Source organism: Rhizobium sp. M10, assembly GCF_002531955.1.
Taxonomy (GTDB): Bacteria; Pseudomonadota; Alphaproteobacteria; order Rhizobiales; family Rhizobiaceae; genus Rhizobium; species Rhizobium etli_C.
The window spans coordinates 125065-152059 of the sequence record NZ_NWTA01000013.1 but is presented as its reverse complement, the minus strand read 5'-3'; the positions used below and the strand labels follow the sequence as shown (position 1 = coordinate 152059).

Sequence of the window (26995 nt, the reverse complement as noted above, 5' to 3'; positions counted from 1 at the left end):
CGGTTGATGCGGGGCGACGCGACGGAACTGGCGGCAGCGATCAGGCATGGCAGCCTGAGCGCTGCAGAAGCGATGCAGATCTCCCTCGAGGCCGCCGCGCGGCATGCGCCGCTCGGCGCGATCGCCTATCTCGACGGCGCTTTGGGTCTCGCGGCCGCAAAGGCCTGCGACGAGGAACGGCAGCGCGCGCCCGATCGTTTCGCGGCGCGGCCCTTTGCCGGCGTGCCGACCCTGGCGAAGGATCTCGGCGGTCCCTTCCGCGGACTGCCGGTAACGGCCGGTTCCCGCCTCTTCGAGAGAAAGGGCGGGGAAGCCGATTCCGATCTCGCTTCGCGGTTCCGCGAAGCAGGCTTTTGTCTGTTCGGCCTGACGACGAGCCCGGAATTCGGCCTTTCGCTCGCCAGCGAACCGGCGATCGGGCCTGTCTGTCGCAACCCGCTCGATCCCACGCGCACTGCCGGCGGCTCGTCCGGCGGTGCGGCGGCAGCGGTTGCCGCCGGCATCGTCGCGATTGCCCATGCCACCGATGCCGGCGGCTCGATCCGCGTGCCTGCCGCCTGTTGCGGCCTGGTCGGAATGAAGCCGACCCGTGGCGCCATCCCCGGCGGACCTTCTTTCGGCAACCACCTTGCCGGCATTGCGAGTGAACTGGCGGTCTGCCGCTCGGTGCGGGATACGGCGCTGACTTTTGATCGGCTGAGTGGCAATGCACGCGGACCCGTTCCGGATCCCTCTCCCGCCGATGTCGACACCGGCCGTTTGCGGATCGGCCTGCTGACCGACACCGGACAGGCCTATCCGACCGAGGATCGCCGCCTTGCAGCCGTTGCGGACGCAGCACGTGTGCTCGAAAAGGACGGTCACATCATCGTTCCCTTAGCCTGGGCCGATTTGGAATGGAGCGTCGCTGCCAGCAGCCGTGCCTTCGCCGATATCGTTTCCGTCAACCTCGCCGCGCTCATCGAGGCGGCAGCCCTTGAGGAAAGCAGGGCCGAGCCTCTCACGCAGGCTTTTGCGATGCGCGGGCGGGCGCTTTCAGCCGCCAGGCTCTGGCATACGTTGAACGATGCAGTGCTGGTAAGCCATGCGGTCTGGGGGCTGTTCGATACGGTCGATTGCATCCTGATGCCGATGCTTGCCTCTGCGCCCCTTGCGATCGGCTCGTTTCCGACCGATCATGCCGACACCGATCTGCATCTGGAGCGAATGACTGCGTTTGCGCCGCTTGCCTGCCTTGCCAATGTTTCGGGTTTTCCTGCTTTGACGCTGCCTTTCGGACAGGATGAGCACGCCATGCCGCTGTCGGTGCAGCTCGTGATGCCGATGGGTCGCGAGCGGGGGCTTCTGTCGCTGGCGGCGCGCCTGGAGGCCGAGGGGCGATGGCAGCACCGTTTTCCGGTGGCGGGGTTGCCGTCATGACCGGGCCTGTTCTGGAAATTGTCGGCGTCAGCAAACGCTTCGGCGCCAACCTTGCCAATGACGATATTTCCATGACGCTGGCCAGGGGCGAGGTCGTCGCCCTGCTCGGCGAGAACGGCGCGGGCAAGACCACGCTGATGAGCATCCTTTTTGGCCACTACATGCCGGATGCCGGCCGAATTTTGATCGACGGCGCCGAGCTGCCGCAGGGCAAGCCGCGCGCGGCAATCCGCGCCGGCGTCGGCATGGTGCATCAGCATTTCTCGCTCGCGCCCAATCTGACCGTCCTGGAAAATGTCATGACCGGCACGGAAGGCCTCTGGTCCTGGCGATCGGCAACATCGGCGGCGCGCAAGAAGCTCCTGGCGATTTCGGAGCGCTTCGGTCTCCAGGTCGATCCGGATGCCCGCCTTGGCGACCTTTCGGTCGGCGAGCAGCAAAGAGTGGAAATCCTCAAGGCTCTCTACAACGATGCCCGCATCTTGATCCTCGATGAGCCGACGGCGGTGCTGACCAACATCGAAGCCGAGCGGCTGTTCACGACCCTGAAGGAAATGGCCCGCCAGGGCCTGTCGCTGATCTTCATCTCGCATAAGCTCGACGAGGTGATGGCGGCGGCAGACCGCATCGTCGTGCTGCGCGCTGGCAGGATGGTCGCCGAGCGCAGGGCGTCGGAAACGAACAAGGCGGAACTCGCCGAGCTGATGGTCGGGCACCGCGTAACGCGGCCCGTTCGCGAACCGTCGACACCCGGTCACGTTGCACTCGAGGCTTCGGGCGTGACCGTGCGAAGCGGCGGCATCGATCGTCTGAAATCGATCAGCTTCCGGCTGCATCAGGGAGAGATCCTCGGCATTATCGGCGTCTCGGGCAACGGCCAGGCGGCGTTGGCGCATCTTCTCTCCGGCACGCTGGCGCGCAGCAGCGGCGACCTCAGGCTGTTCGGCGAAGTGGTCGGCAATCTTGGCGTCGCCGACGTCGTCGACGCCGGCATCGGCCGCATTCCCGAGGACCGCAACCATGAGGGCGTGATCGGGGAAATGGCGATCTGGGAAAACGCCGTGCTGGAGCGCATCGCCTCGCCGGCATTCTCGCGCCATGGTCTCGTCAACCGCAAGGCCAGCATAACCTTCGCGCGCGCGATCATCGACGGCTTCGACGTTCGCGGCGGCGGCCCGGCGATCCGTACGCGGCTGCTGTCCGGCGGCAATATGCAAAAGCTCATTCTCGGGCGCAGCCTCTATCGGCGGCCGCGCATCCTGATTGCCGCCCAGCCTGCCCGCGGCCTCGACGAAGGCGCCGTTGCCGCCGTGCATGCGCGCCTGCTGGAAGCCCGTCGGCAGGGGACTGCGGTGCTGCTGATCTCGGAGGATCTTGACGAGGTGATCGCGCTCGCAGACCGCATACAGGCGATCGTCGGCGGCCGGCTGTCGCCGCCCGTCGATGCCGATGGCGCCGACGCCCGCAGGCTGGGGCTGATGATGGCCGGCGAATGGCAAGAGACCCGCGAGGCCGATCATGCGATTTGAGCGCCGCGAGCACCGCCCGCTTTACCTGCTGATCGCCACACCCGTCATCGCCATCATCGCGGCTCTGGCGCTGGCCGGCATCTTGATCTCGATCGCCGGCGCACCTGTTCTGGACGCCTATTGGCGCATCCTGACCGGCGCCTTCGGCTCGCGGCTTTCGGCGACCGAAACGCTGACGCGGGCAACGCCACTGATGCTGACCGGACTTGCCGCCGCCGTCGCTTTCCGCGCGCGGCTCTGGAATATCGGCGCCGAGGGCCAGTTCTATCTCGGCGCCATCGCCGTTGCGGCGGCAAGCTCGAAACTGCTGGGCAATCTTCCCGCACCCCTTCTCATTCCGCTGCTGCTGCTTATCGGCGCCATCGCCGGCATGGTGCTGATTTTGATCCCGCTGTGGCTGAGGTTGCGCTTTTCCGTCGATGAGGTCGTCACCAGCCTGCTGATGAATTTCATTGCCGTGCTTTTCGTCTCGATGCTCATAGACGGCGTTCTCAAGGATCCGCTCGCCTTCGGCTGGCCGCAGTCGCAATCCGTCAGCGATCACGCCATGCTGCCGAAGCTGATCGCCCGCTCGCGCCTGCATATCGGTTTGGCGATTGCGATCGCCCTGGCGGTCGCCGTCCACTTCGTCCAGTCCCGCACGGTGTTCGGCATGCAGTCCCGCGCAGCAGGCCTCAGTCCCGCCGGCGCGGTCTTCGCAGGCGTGCCGCTCGGCAGGACGCTGGTAAAGGTCGCCTGTGTTTCGGGCGGGCTTGCGGGCCTCGCCGGCGCGATCGAGGTGATGGGCGTCAAGGGTTATGTGACGACGGACCTGTCACCCGGTTTCGGCTATGCCGGTATCGTCGTCGCCATGCTCGCCAACCTCAATCCGCTCGGCGTCGTCTTCGCTGCCATATTTACGGCCACGATGTTCGTCGGCGCGGACGGCATGAGCCGGGGTCTCGGCATCCCGACCTATATTGCCGACGTTACGGTGGCGCTGTCGCTGCTGACGATGCTGATCGCATTGTTCTTCACCCAATACAGGATAAGGCGATGACGCAATTGTTCGATATCATCGCTTCCGCCGGGCTCTGGGCGGCAATCCTGCGGATCGCCACGCCGCTGATTTTCGGCACGCTCGGCGCCCTGCTCTGCGAACGGGCCGGCGTGCTCAATCTCGGTATCGAAGGCATCATGACCTTCGGCGCGATGATCGGCTGGCTTTCCGTCTATCACGGCGCCGATCTGTGGACCGGCCTGCTGATCGCCGCGGTCGCCGGCGGCATCTTCGGCCTGCTGCATGCGTCGCTGACGGTGACGCTCGGCCTGTCCCAGCACGTCTCCGGCCTCGGCGTCACCCTCTTTGCCTCCAGTTTCAGCTATTATGTCTTCCGGCTGATCGTGCCGCTTGCCAATACGCCGCCGACCATCGTGCCGTTCCAGCCGATCGCCATTCCCGGCCTCTCGACGCTGCCATTCATCGGCCCGGCCTTCTTCACGCAGACGGCGCCGACCTATCTTGCGATCCTTATCGCCCTCTTGATGGCCTACATCATCTTCCGAACTCCCGTGGGGCTCGCAATCCGGATGACCGGTGAAAATCCGCATGCAGCGGAAGCCCAGGGCGTCAATCCGATGAAGGTGCGATACGGTGCAGTCATCATCGGCAGCGCGCTGATGGGAATGGGCGGCGCTTTCCTGACATTGTCGGCGTTCAACAGCTTCTTCCCGACCATGGTGCAGGGGCGCGGCTGGATTTGCATCGCGCTTGTCGTGTTCGCCTCCTGGCGGCCGGGCCGCGCGCTGTTCGGGGCCCTGCTCTTCGCCTTCTTCGATGCCTTTCAGCTTCGGCTGCAAACGACGTTAAGCGGACTCGTACCCTATCAGCTCTTCCTGATGACGCCCTATATCCTTTCCATTGCGGCTCTCGCCATCATGGCCCGCCGCGCCCGCGTCCCGCAGGCGCTGATGCAGCCCTATCGTCGCGGTGAACGGTGAAGCCGCCTTTTCCAACGAGGTTCCGATGTTCGATCTAATCGTCAGAAACGCAAATCTCCCTGATGGCCGAACCGGCATCGACATCGGCATTGAGGGCGACAGGATCATTGCCGTCGAGCGCAATCTGCAGGCGCACGCGCCGGAGGAAATCGATGCAACCGGCAGGCTGGTCAGCCCGCCTTTCGTCGATCCGCATTTTCACATGGACGCCACGCTATCGCTCGGCCTGCCGCGGATGAACGTGTCGGGTACGCTGCTCGAAGGTATCGCGCTCTGGGGAGAGCTGCGCCCGATCGTGACGAAGGAGGAATTGGTCGACCGCGCGCTGCGCTATTGCGATCTCGCGGTCACGCAAGGCCTGCTTTTCATCCGCAGCCATGTCGATACGAGTGATCCCAGACTGGTGACCGTCGAGGCGATGATCGAAGTCCGCGAAAGGGTCGCGCCCTATATCGATCTGCAACTGGTCGCCTTTCCCCAGGACGGCTATTACCGCTCGCCGGGCGCGATCGACGCGCTCAACCGGGCGCTCGATATGGGCGTCGATATCGTCGGTGGCATTCCTCACTTCGAACGGACGATGGGCGACGGCACGGCGTCGGTCGAGGCGCTCTGCCGCATCGCCGCCGATCGCGGCCTGCCGGTCGACATGCATTGCGACGAAACCGACGATCCACTCTCGCGCCATATCGAGACGCTGGCTGCGCAAACCATCCGCTTCGGCCTGCAAGGACGTGTCGCCGGCTCGCATCTGACCTCGATGCATTCGATGGACAATTATTATGTTTCCAAGCTCATCCCGCTGATGGCAGAGGCGGAGATCAACGTGATCCCCAATCCGCTGATCAACATCATGCTGCAGGGCCGGCACGACACCTATCCGAAACGCCGCGGCATGACCCGCGTCCGCGAGCTGATGGATGCCGGGCTGAATGTCTCCTTCGGGCACGATTGCGTCATGGATCCGTGGTATTCGATGGGGTCCGGCGACATGCTGGAGGTCGGCCACATGGCGATCCATGTCGCGCAGATGGCCGGCATCGACGACAAGAAAAGGATCTTCGACGCGCTGACCGTCAATTCGGCGAGGACGATGGAGATTGCGGCCTATGGCCTGGAGAAGGGATGCAATGCCGACCTCGTCATCCTTCAGGCAAGCGACACGCTGGAAGCGTTGCGGCTGAAGCCGAACCGGCTGGCGGTGATCCGCCGCGGCAAGGTCATCGCCCGCTCGGCGCCGCGCATCGGCGAGCTTTTCCTGGAGGGGCGCCCGACGCGGATCGACGGCGGTCGGGATTACACGCCGCGTCATTGAGATGCGACGGGTTTCCGGCTTCCCGGAGCAGTTTCAATTTGAGCCAAAATAATAGGGGTCGCGACGCAGCGACCCTTTCAATTCGCTCCGGCCTGAAAATTATTTCTTCGAAGCCTCATAGAGCGCCCTGGTGTCGGCGTTCATCGGATAGAGGCCGGGCAGCGGCACGCCTTCATCGATCCTGCTCATGATCCAGGCTTCCATGCGCTCCTGTTCCGGCGCTTCATCGAGCACGGTGTCGAGCAGATCGGCCGGGATCAACACCGCGCCGTCCTGGTCGACGACGATGATGTCATCGGGGAAGACCGCGACGCCGCCGCAACCGATCGGCTGCTGCCAGGCGACGAATGTGAGGCCGGCGACCGAAGGGGGAGCTGCGACGCCGCGGCACCAGACCGGCAGGTGGCTGTCGAGTACACCGGCGAGGTCGCGCACGACGCCGTCGGTGACGAGGGCCGCGACACCGCGCTTCTGCATGCGGGCGCAGAGGATATCGCCGAAAATGCCGGCGTCGGTGACACCCATCGCATCGACGACCGCAACGCAACCTTCAGGCATCGCCTCGATTGCGGCACGTGTCGAGATCGGCGAGGCCCAGGAGGCGGGTGTTGCCAGATCTTCACGGGCTGGAACGAAACGCAGGGTGAAGGCCGGGCCGACGATGCGCGGCTGGCCGGGCTTCAACGGAACGGCGCCGCGAATCCAGACGTTCCGCAGTCCCTTCTTCAGAAGAACGGTCGTCAGGGTCGCCGTCGAGACGGTCTTGAGGGTTGCTATCGCTTGAGCGTCGAGGGTCATGGTATCGTTTCCAATCGGGGTTCGTTCAGATGCTCTGGATCATGCCGCCGTCGACGCGGATCACCGATCCGGTGAGATAGGAAGCAGGTTCGCTCGCCAGGAAGGCGACGACATTGCCGTATTCTTCCGGCCGACCATAACGGCCGAGCGGAATGCCGCCGGTGCTCTCAGTGATGACGTCATCAATGGATCGGTTTTCGCGCTTGGCCTTCTGCTCATCGAGGAAGGTGATGCGGCCGGTGGCAATGCGGCCCGGCAGGACGATGTTGACGGTGATGCCGTCGCGGCCGACCTCGCGCGCCAAGGTTTTCGACCATCCCACCAGCGACAGGCGCAGCGCGTTCGAGATGCCGAGATTGGGGATCGGCGCGACCACGCCCGACGAAGTCGAGGTGACGATGCGCCCCCATTTGCGCGCCCGCATCCCGGGCAGGACACGATCGGCTATCGAGATGACGGAGAGCACCATGCTCTGGAAATACCGGTTCCAGATATCAGCGCCCTGGCCGGAGACCGTGGTCGGCGGCGGGCCGCCGGTATTGTTGATGAGGATATCGACCGGTCCGAAGTCACGTTCGATTGCGGCGACCTGCGCGTCGATCGAGGCGAGATCGGCAAGGTCCCATTGCAACGCCAACGCCTTGCCGCCTTCGGATACGATTGCGGCTGCGGTCTTTTGCGCGGCGGCGAGATCGATATCCGCAGCGGTAATTCTGGCGCCTTCGCGCGCAAGCCTGGCGGCGATCGCGCTGCCCAGTCCGCCGCCGGCGCCAAGCACAAGAGCCGTCTTGTCCGTGAGGCCCAAATCCATATCGCTCGTCTCCTCATATGGTCGAGCCATCTTTCGGAGCATCGGACTGTAAATAAAATATCGCTTTTGCTTTATTCAGGAGATAGAAAAACTATCGATGGACACGCGTTTTCTCGAAACATTCATTGTCGTTGCCGAACGGCACTCGCTGGCGCAGGCGGCCCAGCGGCTGAACCTGACGCCGGCCGCCGTCGCCCAGCGCATCCGTGCGTTGGAGACCGAATTGGGGGTGCGGCTGCTGGTGCGTTCCGGCCGCGTCATGCGGCCGACCGAGGCGGGTTTTGCCATTCTCGAACGCTGCAGGGACCTGGTGCGCGATACACGCGACCTGAAAGCGATGGCCGGTACCGCGACGATCTCGGGCGAGATGCGGCTCGGCGCGATCAACACGGCTCTGACGGGTCTTGTCCCCGGCATTCTCCACCGCCTTGCCCAGGATTTTCCGCTGATCGAGATCTTCATCCGGCCGGGGGCTTCGATGGATCTCTATATCGAGGTTCTGAACGGCGCGCTGGATGCGGCCTTCATCATCGAACCGCGATTTCCGATGCAGAAGACGCTGACCTTCAATACGCTGCGCCAGGAACCGCTCGTGCTGATCGGGCCGCGAGGCTTCGAGCGGGCCGATCCGCTCGAGCTGCTGAGGACCCAACCCTTCATCCGCTACGATCGCAACCAATGGGGCGGCCATATCGCCGACGAATATCTGCGCGAGATCGGCATTCGCCCCATCGAGCGTTATGAACTCGACGCGCTCGAGGCGATCGCGGTGATGGTCAATCGCGGTCTCGGGATCTCGGTCGTGCCGGATTGGGCGCCGCCGTGGCCGGCCGGGCTCGATATCGTCAAGCTGCCCCTGCCGCGTGCGTCGGCAATGCGCACGGTCGGCATTGTCGCGCCGCGTTCGTCGCCGCGGGCAAACCTCATCGCCGCACTTCTGCAAACCAGCCGCGCGGCGATGGAGGCCTGATGGCTCAGGCGATCTTCTGACGGACCGGTAGCTTCCAGCCGGGCCGGACGAAGTGGCAGGTATAGCCGTTCGGGATGCGCTCCAGATAATCCTGGTGCTCGGGCTCGGCCTCCCAGAAATCGCTCACCGGCACGACTTCGGTGACGACCTTGCCGGGCCACAGGCCGGATGCGTCGACATCGGCGATCGTATCCTTGGCGACACGCTCCTGCTCGGGGCTGGTATAGAAGATCGCCGAGCGATAGCTCGTGCCGACGTCGTTGCCTTGGCGGTTGCGCGTGCTCGGGTCATGGATCTGGAAGAAGAATTCGAGGATGTCGCGATAGCTGGTCTTGGCCGGATCGAAGATGATCTCGATGGCTTCGGCATGGGTCCCGTGGTTGCGGTAGGTCGCATTCGGCACCTCGCCGCCGGTATAGCCGACGCGGGTCGAAATCACACCGTTCAATCGGCGGACCAGGTCCTGCATGCCCCAGAAGCAGCCGCCGGCGAGCACTGCACGTTCTTCGGTCATTGGATGTCTCCTTGTTTGCCCAGAAATAGTGTCTCGCGTCGCCGATTTCCATACGGCGCAATGAGACGCGGCCTCGCTATCGTCCCCAAGGGAAGATGATGCTGAGGTCAATCAGGCTTTGATACGGAAGCCTTCCTTGAGCCAGGGATGCAGCGCCTTGCTGGCGGCGAGGATATCGCCCCGCCCGCTGACTTCGGCGCCGGAAAAACGGGTGACGATGCCGCCCGCCTCTTCGACCATCAGCGCCGAGGCACCGAAGTCATGGATCGAAAGCCCGTCCTCGAAAAAACCGTCCAGCCGGCCGCAGGCGACATAGGCGATCGACAAAGCCGCCGAGCCGAGGCGGCGCACGCCGGCCGTATTGGCCATCAGACGCTTGATGGCGTCGAAATAGGTTTCCTCGGCGACCGCCTTGACCTGGCCGGGGATCGGCAGGCCGGCGCCGATAAGCACGTTCTCGATGTCGGCGACATCGGCGCAGTGGATAGGCTCACCGTTGAGATAGGCGCCGCCGCCGGCCTCGGCGCTGAACAATTCGTCCTGCATGGCGTCATAAACGACGCCGGCGACCAGCCTGCCGCCTTCGGCGATGGCGATCGTCATGCCGAAATGCGGGACGCCCCAGGCGTAATTGGTGGTGCCGTCGATCGGGTCGATGTAGATGATCGGCGTGTCCGGCCCGCCCGTGCGGTTGCCGACGGCCTCTTCGCCCTGGATGGCATAATCCGGAAAGGCCTTCGTCATTTCCTCGACGATGATACGCTCGACGGCGACATCGATTTCGGTCTGGTAATCGCGTGGCGCCTTGGCCAGGATTTCTGCCGATGTCCGCCGCCGCAGCGAGGCTCGGGCCGTTTCTCCCGCCTTCAGGACCGTTTCGGCAAGCACGACGAGGCGGGGCGACGCGGCCGGCGAAAGACGCGCTGATATCGGGGAGGATGCCATGAGAAGATCCGGATGCTGCAGGTGAAACGCAAGTGACTCGTCCGAAAGCACTCCCTTCGCAGAGGCCGATGATGGTTTTATGAAGCTGACTGCCGCCCCTGTCCACCGGTTGTTATATCAGGCGGTCCGTCGATGCATCGAAGAGATGGATCTGAGCCGGGTCGACCGAAAGGCCGATCATGTCTCCTGTTTTGACCCTGTCACGGCGCGTCTCGACGATCGTCAGTTCCGGCTCGGTCGCCGCGACGATGAAGGTCGAGGAGCCGGTCGATTCGACGAAGGCAATCGGCACGTCGAAACTGCCCTGCCCGGGAGCGACAACCTCGATATGTTCAGGCCGGACACCTGCGATGAGCTTGCGTCCGGGCTCGATGGTGCGGTTCATGGCAAGTCTCTGCTTCACGGCGCCGAAATCCAGGATCAGGCTCTTGCCGTCTTCCGCGACGATCGCCGGAATGAAATTCATCGCAGGAGAACCGATGAAGCCGGCAACGAACCGGTTTGCCGGCCGGTCGTAGAGATCGAGCGGTGCGCCCTGCTGTTCGATGATGCCGTCGCGCATCACCACCACATGGTCGGCCATCGTCATCGCTTCGACCTGGTCGTGGGTGACATAGACGAAGGTTGCGTTCAGCCGGTCGTGCAGCGATCGGATTTCCTTGCGCATATGGACACGCAGCGCCGCATCGAGGTTGGACAGCGGCTCGTCGAACAGGAAGGCCTTGGGATGGCGGATGATGGCGCGGCTCATGGCGACGCGCTGGCGCTGGCCGCCGGACAGTTCGCGCGGATAACGCTTGAGGAGATGCGAAAGACCGGTTGTCGCCGCCACCTCCTCTGCCGCCTTCTTGGCTTCCGCCTTGGCGATGCCGCGAATGCGCAGGCTGTAGGTCAGGTTTTCCTCGACCGTCATGTGCGGATAGAGCGCATAAGACTGGAACACCATGGCGACGTCGCGCTTGCGCGGCGGCACGCCGTTCATCAGCTCGCCGGCGATCCGGAGGTCGCCGGTCGAAATGCTTTCAAGACCGGCAAGCGAGCGCAGCAATGTGGACTTGCCGCAGCCCGAAGGGCCGACGAGCGCGACGAAAGTACCCTTGGCGATCGACAGGTCGATGTTCTTCAGGGCGTGGAAGGCGCCGTAATATTTGTTGACGCCTCTGAGCTCGATCTGTGTGGTCATTTGAGGGCTCCAGAGGTGAGGCCGGATACGATGCGGCGCTGCAAGAGAACGAAGATGGCAAGGATCGGCGTCACATACATCGTCGCGTAGGCCATGATGTTGTTCCACTCGTTGGTGTTCGGCCCCATGAAGGAGTTGAGACCGACGCTTGCCGGCTGAAGGTCGACCGCCTGGATCATCGACTTCGAATAGACGAATTCGCCGAAGGCCTGCATGAAGATCAGGATGGCGCTGACGAGGATGCCGTTGCGGGCGAGCGGCAGCACGATGTTGAAGAAGGCGCCGACGCGCGAATTGCCGTCGACGAGGGCCGCCTCTTCCAGTTCCTGGGGAACGCTCATGAAGGTGGCGCGCACCAGGATGACGAAGAAGGGCATGCTCTTGGCCGCGACCGCGATGATGACGGCAAGCCTGGGATAAGAGAGCATGCCGATCTGCGAGAATCCGACGAAGATCGGCGTGATCATCAGCGAGGCTGGCAGGACCTGCAGCATCAGGATCAGGAACAGGCCGATATCCACCCAGACGTTGCGGTATCTGGCGAGCACATAGGCGCAGCCGACGCCGAGCAGCGTGATCAGCGCTACCGAGCCCAGCGCGATGACCAGCGAATTCCAGAGATAGCGGCCCATGCCGCGGCTTTCCCAGACATAGGTGTAGGTGCTCCATTGGGGTGCTGCCGGCCAGAAACTCGGCGGCGTGGCGAACATCTCCGAGCCGCTTTTCAGCGCGGTGATGTACATCCAGTAGAGCGGGAAGAGATAGATCGCCGCCATGACGATCGATATTGCCAGCATCAGCCGGTCGCGGTTCGTGGTCGTGCTCATCCGCGCACCTCATGACGTGTGGAGCGGACATAGACGACGGAGGCGAACATGACGAAGACGATCATGATGACGGAGATCGTCGCCCCCTTGGCGAAGTCATATTGGCGGAAGGAGAGGTCCCAGGCCCAGTACTGCGTGACATTGGACGAATTGTTCGGCCCGCCCGAGGTGATCGCGGCGAAAAGGTCGAACTGCTGCAGGGTGAAGATCAGCCCGAGCGCGATGATCGCGCCGATCGTCGAGCGCATCATCGGCAGCGTGATCGTCCAGAAGCGCTGCCAGACATTGGCGCCGTCGAGTTCGGCCGCTTCGTAGAGATCGGCGGGAATGCCGGCGAGGCCGACGGACAGCAGGATCATGTTGAAGGAGGTGCCGAGCCAGATATTGGCGATGATGACGGCATAGAGCGAATAATGCGGATCGGAGCGCCAGAAGATGTTGCCGGAGATGATGCCGCTTTCCCTGAGGATGAAGTTCAGCACGCCGAAATCGCCGGACAGAATCCAGTTCCAGATGGCGCCGACGACGAGGCCGGGCATCACCCAGGAGACGAGGAACAGACCGCGCATCCATGAGGCGCCGGGGAAATTGACCCAGAAGAACAGCGCCAGACCGAAGCCGATCAGAAACTGGCCGGCAATCGAGCCGGTGACGAAGATGACGGTGTTATAGAGGATCGGCAGGGTTTCCGGCTGCGCGAAGAGGTCGGTATAATTCTTGAAGCCGACGAAAGGACGCGAGAAGGTTCCGAGGCTGAACATGTCGACCTCCTGGAAACTCATCACCACATTGTAGATGAGCGGCAGCCCCGCCATCAGGAACAGAAAGCCGAGCGGGAAAGCGACGAGCACGATATCGAAACCGCGGCCATCCCTGACGCTCATCAGGATCCTTTTCATGCGTCCTCCGATGCTCCGATCGGGGCCGCCTGGCGCATGATGCGGAAGACGGCCCCTGCCGGGAGGAAATGGTTGAGTTTCCCCTTCTCCCCCGCGGGGAGAAGGTGCCCGATAGGGCGGATGAGGGGGCGGCGAACTCGGCGTTTGCTGTTCTTCACTTGCGTTCAGAACGTTCGTCGCTTGTGCTCCTCACCCCCCTCATCTGCCCTTCGGGCATCCGTACCTGGGTCGAGCCGCGTGTCTCGACCCGTCCTTCGGACCCCCGCCGGGGAGAAGAGGGAGCAAGCTTCACCCAAGTACAGCCTTGATCTTGTCCGCGGCCTGGTCGAGCGCGTCCTTCGGTCTCATCTGGCCGGTCAGTGCCGCCTGGATGGCGTCCTGGATCGCCTTGGAGATCTTCGGCCATTGCGGATGGGGGCCGCGCGGCTTGGCGTATTTCAGCTGTTCGAGGAAGACCTTGAGGGCGGCGTCCTTCAGCGGCTGGCCGCTTTCGGGGATGGAGATGTCGGAGCGGGCCGGAAGCTGGCCGAAATTCTTGAACATCTTGTCGTCCTGCGAGGCGAAATATTCGAGCGCCTTGAAGGCTTCGGCCGGATGTTTGCTGCTGGCGAAGATCGCCCAGTTGAAGTCGCCCATGGCCGACGACCGTTCAGCCCCTTCCTTGGGAACCGGAAGCAGGGTGACGCCCCAGTCGAATTTCGCTTCCTGCGTCATGCGGTCGAGTTCCCAGGGACCGGAGATCGCCATGGCCGCGTTGCCGGAGTTGAACGTGCCGGTCGAATCCCACTGGCCGCGCGTCAGCGTGTCGGGCGAAGCAAGCTTCTCGTCCATGATCGTCTTCCAGATCCCGAGCGCCTTCACCGCGCCGTCGGCATTGATATGCTCGTAGCTGCCGCCGCCCATCTGGGCCCAGGGGAGGAACTGGAAGGTGCCCTCCTCATTGGCCTTGGCCGAGAAAGCGAGACCGTAGATGTTCTTGGCGGGGTCGGTCAGCTTGCGCGCATCCTCGACCAGCTCGTCCCAGGTCTGCGGCGGCTTCGCCGGATCGAGGCCCTTCGCCTTGAACATGTCCTTGTTGTAGTAGAGCGCGATCGTGTTCGTCGCCTTCGGCACGCCGTAATATTTGCCGTCCCATTCGACCGATTTCAGTGGGCCGGGGAAATAATTGTCCGGCTTGATGACGGTCGACTTGGCGATCATGTCGGTAAGATCGAGGAAGGCGCCGCGCGACGAGAACATCGCATGCTCCGGATTGTCGACGGCGATGATGTCGGGCGCCTGGCCGGTGGCATAGGCGCGCATCGCCTCGGTGACGACGTCGTCGAACTGGATCAGCCGGTATTCGATCTTGATGCCGTTGTTCTGGGCGTTGAACTCCTTGACGAGGTTCGGCGCCGGCTGGGTGTCCTTATCAAGCGACCAGAGTGTCAGCGTGACGTCCTCGGCCTTGGCCGAAAGGCCGAACAGCGAAACGCCTGCAAGCGCCAGAGCGCCGAGAATTGCATATTTGCGGATAGCCATGGTTCTCCTCCTTTGTGGTTATCCCCGTTGCCGGCAATTCCTCCTTGCCGGCAACGATGTCATCAGGCCGGATCGACGACGAATTCGCCGCCCCGGGCATGCTTGAGGTGGTTCAGTGCATAGACCTGGCCGGTCATTTCCAGTTCGTCGCGGTAGACCGGGTCGTGCCAGCCTTCGATGTCGATCGAGCCGGACCAGCCGGCAAGCCGCAACTCGGAAATGATGTCGGTCCAGTTGCTGTCGCCGAAGCCCGGCGTGCGCATGAAGACGAATTTCTCCTTGCCGAAGATGCCGTGTTCCTTGATGACCTCCCAGCGGATGGTCGCGTCCTTGCCGTGGACGTGGAAGATTTTGTGCGCCCATTTGCGGATCTGCGGCATGGGGTCGATCAGATAGACCATCTGATGGCATGGTTCCCATTCCAGCCCGATATGGTCGTCCGGCGTCTCGTTGAAGATCAGCTCCCAGGCATCCGGATTATGGGCGATGTTCCAGTCGCCGCTTTCCCAGTTGCCGTCCATCGCGCAATTCTCGAAGGCGATCCTGATGCCCTTGTCGGCGGCACGCTTGGCGAGTTCGCTCCAGATCTGCTTGTAGCGCGGCAGGCTGTCGGTCAGCGGCTTGCCGCGGATGCGGCCGGTGAAACCGGCAACGCAGGTCGCACCGAAATGATGGGCATTGTCGATGCAGTCTTTCCAGCCCTGCAGGGTCTCGAGGTCGATTGCGCTCTCTTCCAGCGGATTGCCGAACATGCCGAGCGTCGAGATGGTGATGTCGCGGTCGCCGATCGCGTCGAGGCAGCGCTTGCCGAGTTCGGCGAGGTCCTGGCCCTTGGTCGTCTGCCAGAAGAAGGGCTCGAAGCTCTCGAAGCCGAGGTCGGCAATCTGGCCGATGCGCTGGGCGGCATCGCCCTTGTTGCCGCTGACCATGGTGCCGATGCGAATGGATTTTGCAGGGTTGCTCACGTCACGTCTTCCTATGCTGAAATTTCGATGCGTCGGCCGGTCTTGGCGCTTTCGATCGCGCCGAAGACCATCGCGAGGCTTCTGATATTGTCGGAATTGACCGTTTCGGGCTGTTTGCCGCTGCGGATCGCCGCGATGAAGTCGGCGATGACGCTGGCGTGGCCGTGGGTTTCGGCATCGTGTTCAGGACCGGGAACGTTTACGGCAGCAGAGCCGCGCAGAAGGCCGGGCTCCTCGCCGGCCACGGTCGCCTTGAAACTCTCCTCGCCATCCCAGGTCAGCATCCCCTTCGAGCCGACGAGACGCCACTGGCTTTCCCAGCTGGTACGTTCGCCCTCGGCGCACCAGGAGCCGCGATAGGTGAAGACGATGTCGTCGGAGAATTCGAAGATGGCATTGGCGGAGGCGCCGTGCCGGTACCACGAGCCCGCAGGATTACGCTCGACGCAATAGACGGCCAGCGGCTTCCTGTCGGCGACGTAACGCGCGGCATCGAAGGTGTGGATCGCCATGTCGAGAAGCAGCACATTGTCCATCTCCTCGCGGAAACCGCCGAAATGCGGCGCGAGGAAGAAGTCGCAATGAATGGCGGTGAGATCGCCGATCGCGCCGCTGTCGACGAAACGGCGCAGGCGCCGAATGCCGGAGATGAAGCGGCGGTTCTGGATGACGGCGTGGATTCGGCCGGTCTCGGCGGCGAGATCGATCAGCGCTGCCCCCTCGGCAAGCGAGGCGGCCATCGGCTTTTCGCTGAGCACATGGCAGCCGGCCTTGAGTGCGGTCGACACGACATCGTAACGGGCGGACGGAATGACGATGTCGAAGACCAGATCGGCCTTCGTCGCCGCGATGACCTCGGAGAGATCCGAACCGATGACCGCGCTGTCGAGGCCGAACTCGGCGGCGAGCTGTTGCGCCGTCTCGCGGTTGAGGTCGACGAGGCCGACAAAGGTGATGGAATCGGCGAGATCTGAGTTGGACGCGATGGCGCGCAACCAACCTTTGGACATAGCTCCGCACCCGCACAGAATGGCACTGAATTTCACGATTTCCTCCAGGGAATGGCGCCAACTCTCCTCGTGACACGCACTCCGTAAACGTTTACGACTGTAGGCGAAAACATTTTCCGGTGTCAATAGAGGCCAACTGCGAAATTACGGCCCAGGAGGGAATCGCAGCCGATGAAGGGAATCCGCCAGCTTGCCGAACACCTGGCTATTTCGATCGGCACGGTGTCCCGCGCCCTGAACGGCAGGCCGGATGTCAACGAGGAAACGCGCCGTCGTGTGCTGGCGGCGGCCGAGGCGCTCGGCTATGTCGCCAATCAGTCGGGGCGCAGCCTAAGACAAGGAGAGACGAAGGTTATCGGCCTGATGATCGAATCCAGCGCGGAGGCGGTCGAAAACGCTGACAACTTCTTCCTCGGCGTCACCAGCGGCCTGCAGCATGTCTTTACCCGCCACAAGCTTGATCTTCTTATGCTGCCCTGCCCGAGCGATGAAGACCCGTGCGAATATCTGAAGCGCATGGTAGCGAGACGTGTCGTCGATGCGATGATCATATCCAATATGCAGCGCGTCGATCGCCGTGTCGATTTTCTCTCGCGGGCAAGGATCCCGTTCATCGCCGTCGGGCGCAGTCTTTCGGCCGGCAACTTCCCCTGGATCGACCTCGACTTCGAAGGCGTCGCCGAGCGCGCCGTCGAACGGCTGGCCGCGCGCGGCCACCGCCGGATCGCGATCACGGCGCCGTCGAGTGAGGTCAACCTCGGCTACGTCTTTGTCGAGAGCTATCGCCGTGCGCTCGAGCAGCACGGTCTTCCCTTCGACCCGTCGCTCGTCATCCGCGTCAAATCGAGTGAACAAGGCGGCTACCGGGCGGCCCATGAACTGCTGCAGCTCGAAGACCGGCCGACGGCGGTGATCCTGATCTACGAGCTGATGGCGATCGGCCTCTACCGCCGCCTGATGGAATCGGGCGTCCAGCCCGGCCGCGATCTTGCGGTGATCGGCTTCCGCGATGCCCCGCGCGCACGATTTCTGCAGCCCTCGCTCAGCTGCTTCCGCATGTCGCTCTACGATCTCGGCGTTGCACTCGGCGAAATGCTGGTCGCCCGCATGCCGGCCTATCGAGACTTCTATTCCGATGCCGGTGGCAACATGATCTGGCCACTCGAACTGGTGGCAGGGGAAAGCGACGCGTTTCAGCTGACGGAGGCCTGAAGGTCGCCGGCTTCGGCCTCCCGCGCGAGCGCGGCAGAGGATATAATGGCTGGGTGACAAAAAATGTCTCGCGGAGCCCGATCATTCGAATTTAATCTCTATGCCAACCGGTATTTCGGGCCGAATATGGTTGCCGGTTTCGATCGATCAGGAGGGGTCATGACGGTGTCATTTATCTCGCGGCGCACGCTGATGAAGGGCGCTGCTCTGCTGCTTGCCTCGACGGCGCTCGCCCGCCAGGCGCTGGCGCAGACCGCGCCGAGCGGCGGGAGACTGGTCGTCGCAGCCGATTCCGAACCCAAGAACCTCAACCCTGCCATCGTCGCTTCGAACGGCGTCTTTTTCATCGCCAGCAAGGTGATTGAGCCGCTGGCCGAAGCCTCGTTCGACGGCAAGGACGGGCTTGCGCCACGGCTTGCCACCTCCTGGGAAGGCTCGGCCGACGGGCTTTCCGTCACCTTCAAGCTGCGCGACGGCGTCACCTGGCATGACGGCAAGCCGTTCACTTCGGTCGATGTTGCCTTCTCGGCCCTGAACATCTGGAAGCCGCTGCAGAATCTCGGCCGCCTGGTCTTCGCCAATCTCGAAGCCGTCGATACGCCCGATGACTACACCGCCATCTTCCGCTTCTCCAAGCCGACGCCGTTCCAGCTCATCCGCAATGCCCTGCCCGTCGTCACCAGCGTCGTCGCCAAACATATCTTCGACGGCAGCGATATCGCCGCCAATCCTGGTAATAACAAGCTTGTCGGCACCGGGCCGTTCAAGTTCGCCGAACACAAACCCGGCGAATACTACCGGCTGACGCGCAATGAGACTTATTGGGACAAGGACCAGCCGAAACTCGACGAAATCGTCTTCCGCGTGCTGCCCGACCGGGCATCGGCGGGTGCGGCGCTCGAGGCCGACGAAATCCAGCTGGCCGCCTTCTCGGCCGTGCCGCTGGCCGATCTCGACCGTATCTCCAAGGTCGACGGCATCAAGGTGATCTCGAAGGGTTACGAGGCCTTGACCTACCAGCTCGTCGTCGAGATCAATCACCGCCGCAAGGAGCTCGCCGACCTCAGGGTCCGCCAGGCGATCGCGCACGCCATCGACAAGAAATTCGTGGTCAACACGATCTTCCTCGGTTATGCCGCCGCCGCCACGGGCCCGGTGCCGCAGAATGCGCCGGAATTCTATACATCCGATGTCGCGGCCTATGATTTCAATCCGGCGGCCGCCAACGATATTCTCGACAAGGCGGGTTATGCCCAGGGGGCGGACGGCAACCGCTTCAAACTGAAGCTCCGCCCCGCGCCCTATTTCAACGAGACCCGCCAGTTCGGCGATTACCTTCGCCAGGCGCTTGCCGCGATCGGCATCGATGCCGAGATCGTCAATGCCGATGCGGCCGCGCACCAGAAGGCTGTTTACACCGACCACGATTTCGACCTCGCCGTCGCCCCGCCGGTGTTCCGCGGCGATCCGGCGATCTCCACCACCATTCTCGTTCAGTCCGGTACGCCTGATGGCGTTCCCTTCTCCAACCAGGGCGGCTATGCCAATCCCGAGCTCGACAAGATCATCAAGCAGGCCTCCGAAACCGTCGACACAGCGGCGCGCACCGATCTCTACCGCAAGTTCCAGCAGCTCGTCGTCGCCGATCTGCCGCTGATCAACGTTGCGGAATGGGGCTTTATCACCGTCGCCCGCGACACCGTCCTCAACGTTGCGGACAATCCGCGCTGGGCCGTCTCGAACTGGGGCGATACCGCTTTGCAATCGTGATAGAGCAATTTCAGTAAAAGTGTGCCGCGGTTTTGCGTTCGGAATTGCGTAAAAACAAAGAGATAAATCGGCGGCAATTTTCTTCCGGAGGCCTTATCCGGCGTGAAACGCGCAATCCTCCTCCTGCGGCGTAGGGCGATCAGCAGCCTTCCAGTGCTGCTGATCGTGGTGATCTTCACCTTTTTCCTGCTCGAATCTGCCTCGGGCGATGCCGTCGATGCCTATCTGGGCGCGATCGGCGGCGGCGATGCGGCACTCAGGCAGGCGCTGCGCGAAAGCTACGGCCTCGACCGGTCCGTGCTGGCACGGCTCTGGCTCTATCTTTCCTCGCTGGCGCGGCTTGATCTCGGCTGGTCGGTCGCCTTCGACCGGCCGGTCGGCGCGCTCATCGCTGAACGCCTGCCCAATACGCTGCTGTTGATGGGCAGCGCGACGGCGCTTTCTTTCGGCCTTGGTTCCGCGCTCGGCATCCTCGCCGGGGCGCGGCCGGGAAGCTTGCGCGACCGGCTGCTGTCGATCGGCTCGCTGATCGTCTATGCCATTCCGAGCTTCTGGCTCGGCCTGGTTCTGAGCATTGCCTTTTCGGTGAAGCTGCGCTGGTTTCCGATCGCCGGCATCGAGACGATCGCTTCGGGCAAGACCGGGTTTTCCCGCGCCGTCGACATATCAGATCATCTGGTCCTGCCGGTCGGCGCCCTTGCCCTGATCTATCTCGCCTTGTTCCTGCGGGTGATGCGGGCCGGCATGGCTGAGGCCTGGAAATTGGATTTCGTCCTTTTCGCCCGCGCCAAGGGCCTGTCGCGCAGCCGCATCGTGCTGCGCCATGTGGCGCGCAATGCGGCGCTGCCGCTCGTCACCATGCTTGGGCTGCAATCGGCGGCCATGCTCGGCGGCAGCGTGGTCATCGAGAGCGTCTTTGCGATCCCCGGTTTCGGGCGCCTGGCACAGGAGGCGGTCAACGGCCGCGACGCGCCGCTGTTGATGGGCATCGTCGTCACCAGTGCCGTTCTCGTCATTTCGGTCAATTTCTTCGTCGATCTTATCTATGCCGCGCTCGACCCGCGCATCGGCGCTTCGGAGGGCGGCGCATGAGCCGTCTCCAGCGTCTGCTCGGCACGTGGGAAGGCATGGCCGGATTTGCAATCCTGGCCATCCTGCTGTCGGTCGGGCTGCTTGCCCCGATCATTTCGCCCGGCGATCCGCTCAGGATCGCCGGGCGGGCGCTGCTTGCGCCCTTCACCGACCCGGCCTTTCCACTTGGCACGGATCGCCTCGGACGTGATGTGCTCGCCGGCCTGCTCTACGGCGCGCGAACCTCGCTTGCCGTCGGCCTCGCGGCAGCCTTTTCGGCCATGGTCCTCGGTGTCTGCGTCGGCATGGCGGCCGGATTTTCCGGCGGGTTCGTCGACGAGGCGTTGATGCGCGTGGTCGATGCCTTCCAGATCGTGCCGGGCTTCCTGCTTGCCCTCGCCTTCGTCAGCACCATCGGGGTGTCGACCCCGATCGTCGTGCTTGCCATCGCGCTTGGCGCCTGGGCCGATCCGGCGCGGCTGACGCGAGCCCAGGTGCTGGCGATCCGCGAGCAGGATTACGTCGCCTCGGCAAGGGTGATCGGCATGCATCCGGCGGAAATCGCCTTTCGCGAGATCCTGCCGAACGCCCTGCCGCCGGTGCTGGCGCTTTCCGCGACCATCGTCGCCGGCGCGATCCTCACCGAGGCGGCGCTTTCCTTTCTTGGCCTCGGCAATCCGAATATCGCCACCTGGGGTTCGATGATCGCCGAGGGCCGCAGCGTGCTGCGCTCGGCCGCCTATCTCTCCGTCCTGCCGGGCGCGGCACTTGCCGTGACCGTGCTCGGCGTTCATCTTTTCAGCGAGGGTCTCGGCAAGGCGCTTGGCGATGACGGCGGGAGGGCGGCGTGAGCGACATCTTCTGCAGCCTCCGGCAGCTTTCGGTCACCTATCGGCGCGGCAGGAACAATGCTGCGGCGCTCGACCGTGTCGATCTCGATATCGCCGCCGGCGAAAGGCTGGCGATCATCGGTGAAAGCGGCTCCGGCAAGAGCACGCTCGCCCGGGCGCTCGCCGGTCTTTTGCCCGAGGGAACGAAAGTCACCGGCGAGATGCTCTGGCCCGCCCTCGGCCACCCGCCCCGCCCGGGCCGCGATTTCGGCTTCGTCTTCCAGGATCCGGGCACGAGCCTCAATCCCGTCCTGACGGTCGGCGAGCAGATCGCCGAGGGCGCCAGGCGCCATCTCGGGCTCGGCTGGAAACAGGCCTCTATCCGAGCCGAGGAACTCCTTGGACGAGTGCGAATACCGCAGCCGGACAAGGCGCTGCGGGCCTTTCCGCATCAGCTTTCCGGCGGCCAGCGCCAGCGCGTGGCGATCGCGGCAGCGATCGCTGGCAAGCCCGCGCTGCTGATCGCCGACGAGGCGACGAGCGCCCTCGACGTCGTGGTCCAGGCCGAGATCGTCCGCCTGCTCGACGGGCTGGTGCGCGAGGACGGCATGACGCTGCTTTTCATCACCCATGACATCGCACTCGCCTCCGGCTTCGTCGATCGGATCGCCGTCTTCCGCGATGCGCGCCTCGTCGAGGCAGGTCCCGTGCGTTCGGTGCTTTCGGCGCCCGTGAGCAACTATACCGCCGCTCTCATCGCCAGCCATCGCGACCTCGCGACGCCACCCCTGATCGAAGAGCTGGCGCCATGAATCCTCTGCTGTCCATAGAAAACATCTCGAAGGGCTTTTCTTCCGCGGGCCGCCGGGTTGCCGCGCTCGACAATGTTTCGCTGACGATCGCAGCCGGGGAAACGCTCGGTCTGGTCGGCGCCTCCGGCAGCGGAAAATCGACGCTGTCGCGTATCCTGCTGCGGCTTCTCTCCTGCGATGCCGGTGCGATCCGTTTCGAGGGAGAGGATTGGCTGACGCTGAGAGGTGCTGCGCTGCGCCGCAGGCGGGCGCGCATGCAGATGGTGTTCCAGGATCCGCTGGCCGCCTTCAACCCGCTGGCGACGGTCGGTTGGGTGCTCGACGACCCCTTGCGCATCCACGGCGTCGTGTCGAAAAACCGGCGTGCCGGCGAGATCGCCATGCTCCTCGCACGTGTCGGCCTGCCTGCCGATTATGCCCGCCGGCCGGTCCGCGCGCTCTCCGGCGGTCAGCGCCAGCGTGTGGCGATTGCCCGGGCGATCGCCACACGGCCGTCGCTGCTGGTGCTCGACGAGGCGGTCTCGGCGCTTGACGTCACCGTGCGCGGCAGGATCCTCGAACTTTTAGTCGAGCTGCAGAAGGAGCACGGCATTGCCTGTCTGTTCATTTCGCACGATCTTGCCGTGGTGCGCGCCGTTTCCCACCGCATCGCCGTCATGGACGGCGGCCGGATCGTCGAGACCGGTCCGGCTGCGGCGGTTGTCGCCGCACCGCAATCGGCTGCCGGCCGCGCGCTCGTGGCAGCCGTTCCTCGTCTGGTGACCGAACCGTTGTGAAGGAGGCGCCCATGTTCGATCTCGGTTGGAATCCCCTGCTCGGCACGCCTTCGTACCCCGCGGAGCGCTACGCCATGCTCGCTGACAGGATCGGCCGCATTCTGCGCTGCCGGGGTGACGTCGTGCTGGTGCAGGCAGAGGCGGTGGTGGCGCTGGAAGCCGTGGCGGTCAGTCTCGCGCGTCCCGGCCTTTCGGCCCTCAACCTCGTCACCAGTCCCTATGGCGGCTGGTTCGGGCAATGGCTGCGGCGAGGCGGCGCAACCGTTCGGAATCTCGTCGCCGAGCCGGGCTTGCCGATCGAGATCGACGCCGTCGCCAAAGCGCTCGAGGCCGGCCCTCATATCGATGTGCTCGCCGTGGTTCACGCGGAATCTGCGAGCGGCATTCTCAATCCGTTGCCAGAGATACTCGCGCTTGCGCGCGCCCGCGGCATCGTCACCGTCGTCGATGCGGTCGCCTCGGTCGGCGGGCATCGGCTCGAGGTCGACGATCTCGGCATCGACATCGCGGTGATCGGCCCGCAAAAGGCGCTCGGCGGTCCGGCGGGTGTCTCTGCGCTCTCCGTCAGTCAGCGTGCCTGGGATCTCGTTCTCAAGGGCGGCGCGCCGCGCGACTCGATCCTGTCGCTGGCCGATCTGAAGCGCTGGATCGACGACGGTCGGCGCATCCTGCCCGGAACCCCGGCGCCGCTGGAATTCTTTGCGCTGGAGGCGGCCCTCGACCGCATCGAAACCGAGGGCTTAGAGAATGTCATTGCCCGCCATGCGCTGGCGGCATCGGCGACGTGGGCCGGGCTCGCCGCACTCGGCGCCCCGGCCTGGGTGCCGGCGGCAAAAGCGTCGAACCTGGTGACGGCGGTGCCGTTGCCGGAGGCACTGGAACCGGCTTCGGTGATCGCGGCCGCGGGGCGGCTGGGGGGCGACCTGACGGAAGCCGTGGGAACCGCGCCCGCCCGCCTCGTGCGGCTGAACCACACAGGCCCGCGCGCCGCATTCCAGACAGTGCTCTCGAATGTCGTGGGCTACGGCGCAGCCCTTAGGCAGACCGGCCGTCCCGCCGATATCGCCGCCGCTGCAGAGGCGATAGCCGCAGCCTACAGTCGCTGAATGTTATGTTCGGGTCTTGATAATCGCGGCTCGGCAAGGCAGGAGAGTGGCATCGCGGAGACCGGATGCAGATGTCGAAATTGCTGGATGCGCAGGGCCTGGAGATTTTGCACGAGGGGCATCGCACCCGTCTGAAATGGCACCGGCTGCGCAAACGTTTTGCCGATCCGCTGTTCTCCGCCGAAGTGATGGCGGAGGGATTTGCCGCAGGCGCATCGATGGAACTTGATCTGCGCGTGCGCGCCGACGGCGGTTTCGTCGTGCTGCACGACGAGGACCTCGAAGGGGAAACGACCGGTCATGGACCGATCGCCGAAAAGAGCCTCAGCGACCTCCGCGATATCAGGATGCAGGGGGGCGACCGGCCGCTGATCCTCAGCGAAGACCTCGCCGCCATGTTGCAAGCGGCCCACCCGGCCGCACTGCTGCAATTCGACATGAAGGACGACTACGAGGCGATCGGCGCGCAGGGCATCGCGCATCTCTCCGCGCATTTCCAGGAGATCGCCGCCTCGGTGATCGTCAGCGCCGGCAGTCTCGACCTCATCGTCGCGGTCAAGGAGAAGCTTCCCCATCTCCTGCGCGGCATCGATCCCACGGACAAGCTCTACGGGATCAGGAAGGCCGGCGGCTGGAAGGCTGTCGAGATCGAATTGCGCGCCGATTTGCGCGGTCCGACCGAACCGGACACGGTCTATCTTCACTGGCCGCTGATCCTCGATGCCGCCAATGAGGGTCTCGACATGATCGCGCTCTGCCAGGATGAAGGCAAACGCGTCGACGCCTGGACCTTTACCTTGAAGCATCCAGAGGCCGGTTTCAGCGAAGCGGAATGGCGGAACTTCCAGGCGCTGATGGCCCTGAAGCCGGATCAGATCACCACCGACGAGGCGCCGGCGACCGAACGCGCCTGGAGGCTCCGCATGGCGGGTTGACCGCGGGCGTCGACGCATGGCGCCGAAGGTGTAAGCGGCTTGCGGCCCCCTATTTCCCGGTTTGCCGGATGTTTTGTACAATTTGCATCATTTTAAACTTCTGAGTTTATTCATACCCGACAGTCAAATGTTGGTGTTCGATATGCAGGTTGTTGATACTGTAACAATTCCGCAACAAGCAGATTCCGGCTTACAGGAAGCATGGCGCCTCGGGTGTACAGGCCGTTCGGTTGAGGCACTCATGCTGGCCGGCGAAATTCTTGCCGAAGCCACGGCGCGGGGCGACAGCCGGCTCGCCGCACAATGCGACACGGATATTGCCTGGTATTGTTTTCAAACCGGCAAGGCCGAACTTGGCCTGACGCATGTCCGGCGGGCGGTCGACTTCTGGAAATTGACCGGAGAGCCCAGAGAAGAAGCCTATGCCCGGGCCTATTTCGGATGGTTGCTTCTGGAATTGGGCTTGCCGGAGGAAGCGATCGAAGAAGCGACCCGCGCGCTGGATCTCGCCGACAAGGCCGCGGACCTCAAAGCCCAAAGCCTCGCCACCAACGTCATCGGCATTATCTTCTGGTACAACAAGCAGCCTGACCGGGCCATCCTGATGAGCGAACGGTCTGTCGAACTTGCCAGGATGATCGGCAACAAGACCTATGAATGCTGGTGGCTCATCAATCTCGGCGGCGCCCATTCGGAAGGCGGCTATATCGCGCAGGCGCTCGGCAAGCCGGAGGAAGGCCGCCGGATGCTGGTGCAAGCGCTGGAACTGACCGATCAGGCGCTCGATATAGCCACCGAGATCGGCGACAGCTGGGCGGCTCGTATCTGTCTCGGCAACAAAGCCGATTACCACAGCCATCTCGGCGAGCACGAGAAGGCGCTCCAGTGCATGCTCCGCTATCAGCTGTTTCAGGAAAACAGCTATGTCAGGGACAGGCAGCAATATCTCTACACCTTGGGCCAGATCTACAACAATTACGGAAAATTCGAGGAGGCCCGATCGCTTCTCCTCGAGGCAGTCGACCTGATCGGCGACGGCGGCAGTTTCGATTCCTATATCCAGATCTATTTTTACCTGTCGCAGGCGCATGAAGGGCTGGGGCAGTTCGATCTGGCGCTGGAGGCACACAAGAAATACCATCAGGCCTATTTGCAGAATAGCGCCGAGAGAACCCAGCAGCGCGCGCGTCTGGCGGAAATCTACTACGAAACCAAGCGGCTCAAGGAAGTCGCCGACACCCAGTCGAAGCGTGCCGAAACGCTGGAAGCCTCCTATCAGAAACTGCAGGAGGAGACCGATATTCTCGCCAGCGCCGTTTATCTGGATGCGCTCACCGGGCTCTATAACCGCAAATATCTCGACAGCCGTTTCAAGGAACTGACCGCCGAGAAGCGTCCATATTCGATCGCGATGCTGGATGTCGATCACTTCAAGGCGATCAACGACAACTTCTCTCACATGATCGGCGACCAGGTTCTCAGCGCCATTGGAACCATATTGCGCAGCCAGCTGCGGGTTACCGATCAGGCAATTCGCTTTGGCGGCGAGGAATTCGTCGTCCTGCTCTCAGGCGCTCCCCGAGGGGCCGCCGATGTCTGCGAAAGGCTGCGTTCGGCCGTTGAAAACTGGGATTGGTCGGAGATCTGCAACGGGTTGCACGTGACGATCAGCATAGGCGTCGCCGGTACCCTCTCCGCCAAATCTCCGAACACCATTCTGGAGATCGCCGATCAAAATCTCTATGCGGCCAAAAAGAGCGGTCGCAATCGTGTTGTTTCGTAACGGGTGTTCCGCAG

25 protein-coding genes are annotated in these 26995 nt (G+C 63.4%); 15 read left to right on the top strand and 10 right to left on the bottom strand.

Translation table 11 applies throughout. The annotated features are described in order from the left end of the window. Positions 1–6 precede the first annotated feature (6 nt). From CO671_RS21305 to CO671_RS21285, 5 genes are read left to right on the top strand one after another with little or no spacing between them, the layout of a single operon-like run. Positions 7–1419, top strand: coding sequence for an amidase (locus tag CO671_RS21305; protein WP_097607599.1), 1413 nt, complete (start codon positions 7–9; stop codon positions 1417–1419). Further along, positions 1416–2948 carry an ABC transporter ATP-binding protein gene (locus CO671_RS21300; protein ID WP_097607651.1) on the top strand — a complete coding sequence of 511 codons (1533 nt, stop codon included), beginning with the start codon at positions 1416–1418 and terminating at the stop codon, positions 2946–2948. The genes CO671_RS21305 and CO671_RS21300 overlap by 4 nt, the downstream gene beginning before the upstream one ends. After that, complete coding sequence (locus tag CO671_RS21295) at positions 2938–3987, top strand: ABC transporter permease (RefSeq protein WP_097607598.1); 1050 nt, start codon at positions 2938–2940, stop codon at positions 3985–3987. Before CO671_RS21300 ends, CO671_RS21295 begins: the two co-directional genes overlap by 11 nt. After that, positions 3984–4928 carry an ABC transporter permease gene (locus CO671_RS21290; RefSeq protein WP_097607597.1) on the top strand — a complete coding sequence of 315 codons (945 nt, stop codon included), beginning with the start codon at positions 3984–3986 and terminating at the stop codon, positions 4926–4928. The genes CO671_RS21295 and CO671_RS21290 overlap by 4 nt, the downstream gene beginning before the upstream one ends. Positions 4929–4953: 25 nt before the next feature. Next, positions 4954–6243 (top strand): amidohydrolase family protein, encoded by a 1290-nt coding sequence (locus CO671_RS21285; protein ID WP_097607650.1) that lies wholly within the window; start codon positions 4954–4956, stop codon positions 6241–6243. A gap of 99 nt (positions 6244–6342) precedes the next feature. Here the strand turns inward: CO671_RS21285 and CO671_RS21280 are convergent, their stop codons facing one another. Together CO671_RS21280 and CO671_RS21275 are read right to left on the bottom strand one after the other, a co-directional pair. Then, positions 6343–7041 (bottom strand): ribonuclease activity regulator RraA, encoded by a 699-nt coding sequence (locus CO671_RS21280; RefSeq protein ID WP_097607596.1) that lies wholly within the window; start codon positions 7039–7041, stop codon positions 6343–6345. 25 nt (positions 7042–7066) lie between these two features. Then, positions 7067–7852 carry an SDR family oxidoreductase gene (locus CO671_RS21275; protein ID WP_097607595.1) on the bottom strand — a complete coding sequence of 262 codons (786 nt, stop codon included), beginning with the start codon at positions 7850–7852 and terminating at the stop codon, positions 7067–7069. Between the two features lie 97 nt (positions 7853–7949). Between CO671_RS21275 and CO671_RS21270 the strand changes: the two genes are divergently transcribed. Then, on the top strand, positions 7950–8822 hold the full coding sequence (locus CO671_RS21270) for a LysR family transcriptional regulator (RefSeq protein WP_097607594.1): 873 nt from the start codon (positions 7950–7952) through the stop codon (positions 8820–8822). 4 nt (positions 8823–8826) lie between these two features. Here the strand turns inward: CO671_RS21270 and msrA are convergent, their stop codons facing one another. From msrA to CO671_RS21230, 8 genes are all read right to left on the bottom strand, one after another. Further along, positions 8827–9336: a peptide-methionine (S)-S-oxide reductase MsrA gene (msrA, locus tag CO671_RS21265; protein WP_097607593.1), complete on the bottom strand. Its 510-nt coding sequence runs from the start codon at positions 9334–9336 to the stop codon at positions 8827–8829. Positions 9337–9447: 111 nt separating this feature from the next. After that, on the bottom strand, positions 9448–10281 hold the full coding sequence (locus CO671_RS21260; RefSeq protein WP_097607649.1) for an inositol monophosphatase family protein: 834 nt from the start codon (positions 10279–10281) through the stop codon (positions 9448–9450). A gap of 112 nt (positions 10282–10393) precedes the next feature. Beyond that, positions 10394–11464 carry an ABC transporter ATP-binding protein gene (locus CO671_RS21255; RefSeq protein ID WP_097607592.1) on the bottom strand — a complete coding sequence of 357 codons (1071 nt, stop codon included), beginning with the start codon at positions 11462–11464 and terminating at the stop codon, positions 10394–10396. After that, the gene (locus CO671_RS21250; RefSeq protein ID WP_010031033.1) at positions 11461–12291 is read right to left on the bottom strand and encodes a carbohydrate ABC transporter permease; all 831 of its coding nucleotides are present in this window, start codon (positions 12289–12291) and stop codon (positions 11461–11463) included. Before CO671_RS21250 ends, CO671_RS21255 begins: the two co-directional genes overlap by 4 nt. After that, positions 12288–13190: a sugar ABC transporter permease gene (locus tag CO671_RS21245; protein WP_003595640.1), complete on the bottom strand. Its 903-nt coding sequence runs from the start codon at positions 13188–13190 to the stop codon at positions 12288–12290. The genes CO671_RS21250 and CO671_RS21245 overlap by 4 nt, the downstream gene beginning before the upstream one ends. A 288-nt stretch (positions 13191–13478) precedes the next feature. Further along, positions 13479–14711 carry a sugar ABC transporter substrate-binding protein gene (locus CO671_RS21240; protein ID WP_097607591.1) on the bottom strand — a complete coding sequence of 411 codons (1233 nt, stop codon included), beginning with the start codon at positions 14709–14711 and terminating at the stop codon, positions 13479–13481. A 62-nt stretch (positions 14712–14773) separates the two neighbouring features. Continuing rightward, positions 14774–15676, bottom strand: a complete 903-nt coding sequence (locus CO671_RS21235) for a sugar phosphate isomerase/epimerase (RefSeq protein ID WP_097583331.1) — start codon at positions 15674–15676, stop codon at positions 14774–14776. A gap of 11 nt (positions 15677–15687) precedes the next feature. Beyond that, positions 15688–16722 carry a Gfo/Idh/MocA family oxidoreductase gene (locus CO671_RS21230; RefSeq protein WP_097607590.1) on the bottom strand — a complete coding sequence of 345 codons (1035 nt, stop codon included), beginning with the start codon at positions 16720–16722 and terminating at the stop codon, positions 15688–15690. A gap of 135 nt (positions 16723–16857) precedes the next feature. Between CO671_RS21230 and CO671_RS21225 the strand changes: the two genes are divergently transcribed. The 9 genes from CO671_RS21225 (at position 16858) to CO671_RS21185 (ending at position 26981) form a co-directional block, all read left to right on the top strand. Continuing rightward, a complete protein-coding gene (locus CO671_RS21225) occupies positions 16858–17898 on the top strand; it encodes a substrate-binding domain-containing protein (protein WP_097607589.1) in 1041 nt (346 codons plus the stop codon). A gap of 159 nt (positions 17899–18057) precedes the next feature. Continuing rightward, positions 18058–19668, top strand: a complete 1611-nt coding sequence (locus tag CO671_RS21220) for an ABC transporter substrate-binding protein (protein ID WP_097607588.1) — start codon at positions 18058–18060, stop codon at positions 19666–19668. A gap of 102 nt (positions 19669–19770) precedes the next feature. Beyond that, positions 19771–20760: an ABC transporter permease gene (locus CO671_RS21215; protein WP_097607587.1), complete on the top strand. Its 990-nt coding sequence runs from the start codon at positions 19771–19773 to the stop codon at positions 20758–20760. Further along, positions 20757–21590 carry an ABC transporter permease gene (locus CO671_RS21210; RefSeq protein ID WP_097607586.1) on the top strand — a complete coding sequence of 278 codons (834 nt, stop codon included), beginning with the start codon at positions 20757–20759 and terminating at the stop codon, positions 21588–21590. Before CO671_RS21215 ends, CO671_RS21210 begins: the two co-directional genes overlap by 4 nt. Continuing rightward, positions 21587–22381 carry an ABC transporter ATP-binding protein gene (locus CO671_RS21205; protein WP_097607585.1) on the top strand — a complete coding sequence of 265 codons (795 nt, stop codon included), beginning with the start codon at positions 21587–21589 and terminating at the stop codon, positions 22379–22381. Before CO671_RS21210 ends, CO671_RS21205 begins: the two co-directional genes overlap by 4 nt. Further along, positions 22378–23157: a dipeptide/oligopeptide/nickel ABC transporter ATP-binding protein gene (locus tag CO671_RS21200; protein ID WP_097607584.1), complete on the top strand. Its 780-nt coding sequence runs from the start codon at positions 22378–22380 to the stop codon at positions 23155–23157. The genes CO671_RS21205 and CO671_RS21200 overlap by 4 nt, the downstream gene beginning before the upstream one ends. Positions 23158–23168: 11 nt before the next feature. After that, complete coding sequence (locus CO671_RS21195; RefSeq protein WP_097607583.1) at positions 23169–24263, top strand: aminotransferase class V-fold PLP-dependent enzyme; 1095 nt, start codon at positions 23169–23171, stop codon at positions 24261–24263. A gap of 65 nt (positions 24264–24328) precedes the next feature. Next, positions 24329–25198: a glycerophosphodiester phosphodiesterase family protein gene (locus CO671_RS21190; RefSeq protein ID WP_097607582.1), complete on the top strand. Its 870-nt coding sequence runs from the start codon at positions 24329–24331 to the stop codon at positions 25196–25198. A gap of 127 nt (positions 25199–25325) precedes the next feature. Then, positions 25326–26981 carry a tetratricopeptide repeat-containing diguanylate cyclase gene (locus tag CO671_RS21185; protein WP_097607581.1) on the top strand — a complete coding sequence of 552 codons (1656 nt, stop codon included), beginning with the start codon at positions 25326–25328 and terminating at the stop codon, positions 26979–26981. The last annotated feature ends 14 nt before the right edge of the window (positions 26982–26995 follow it).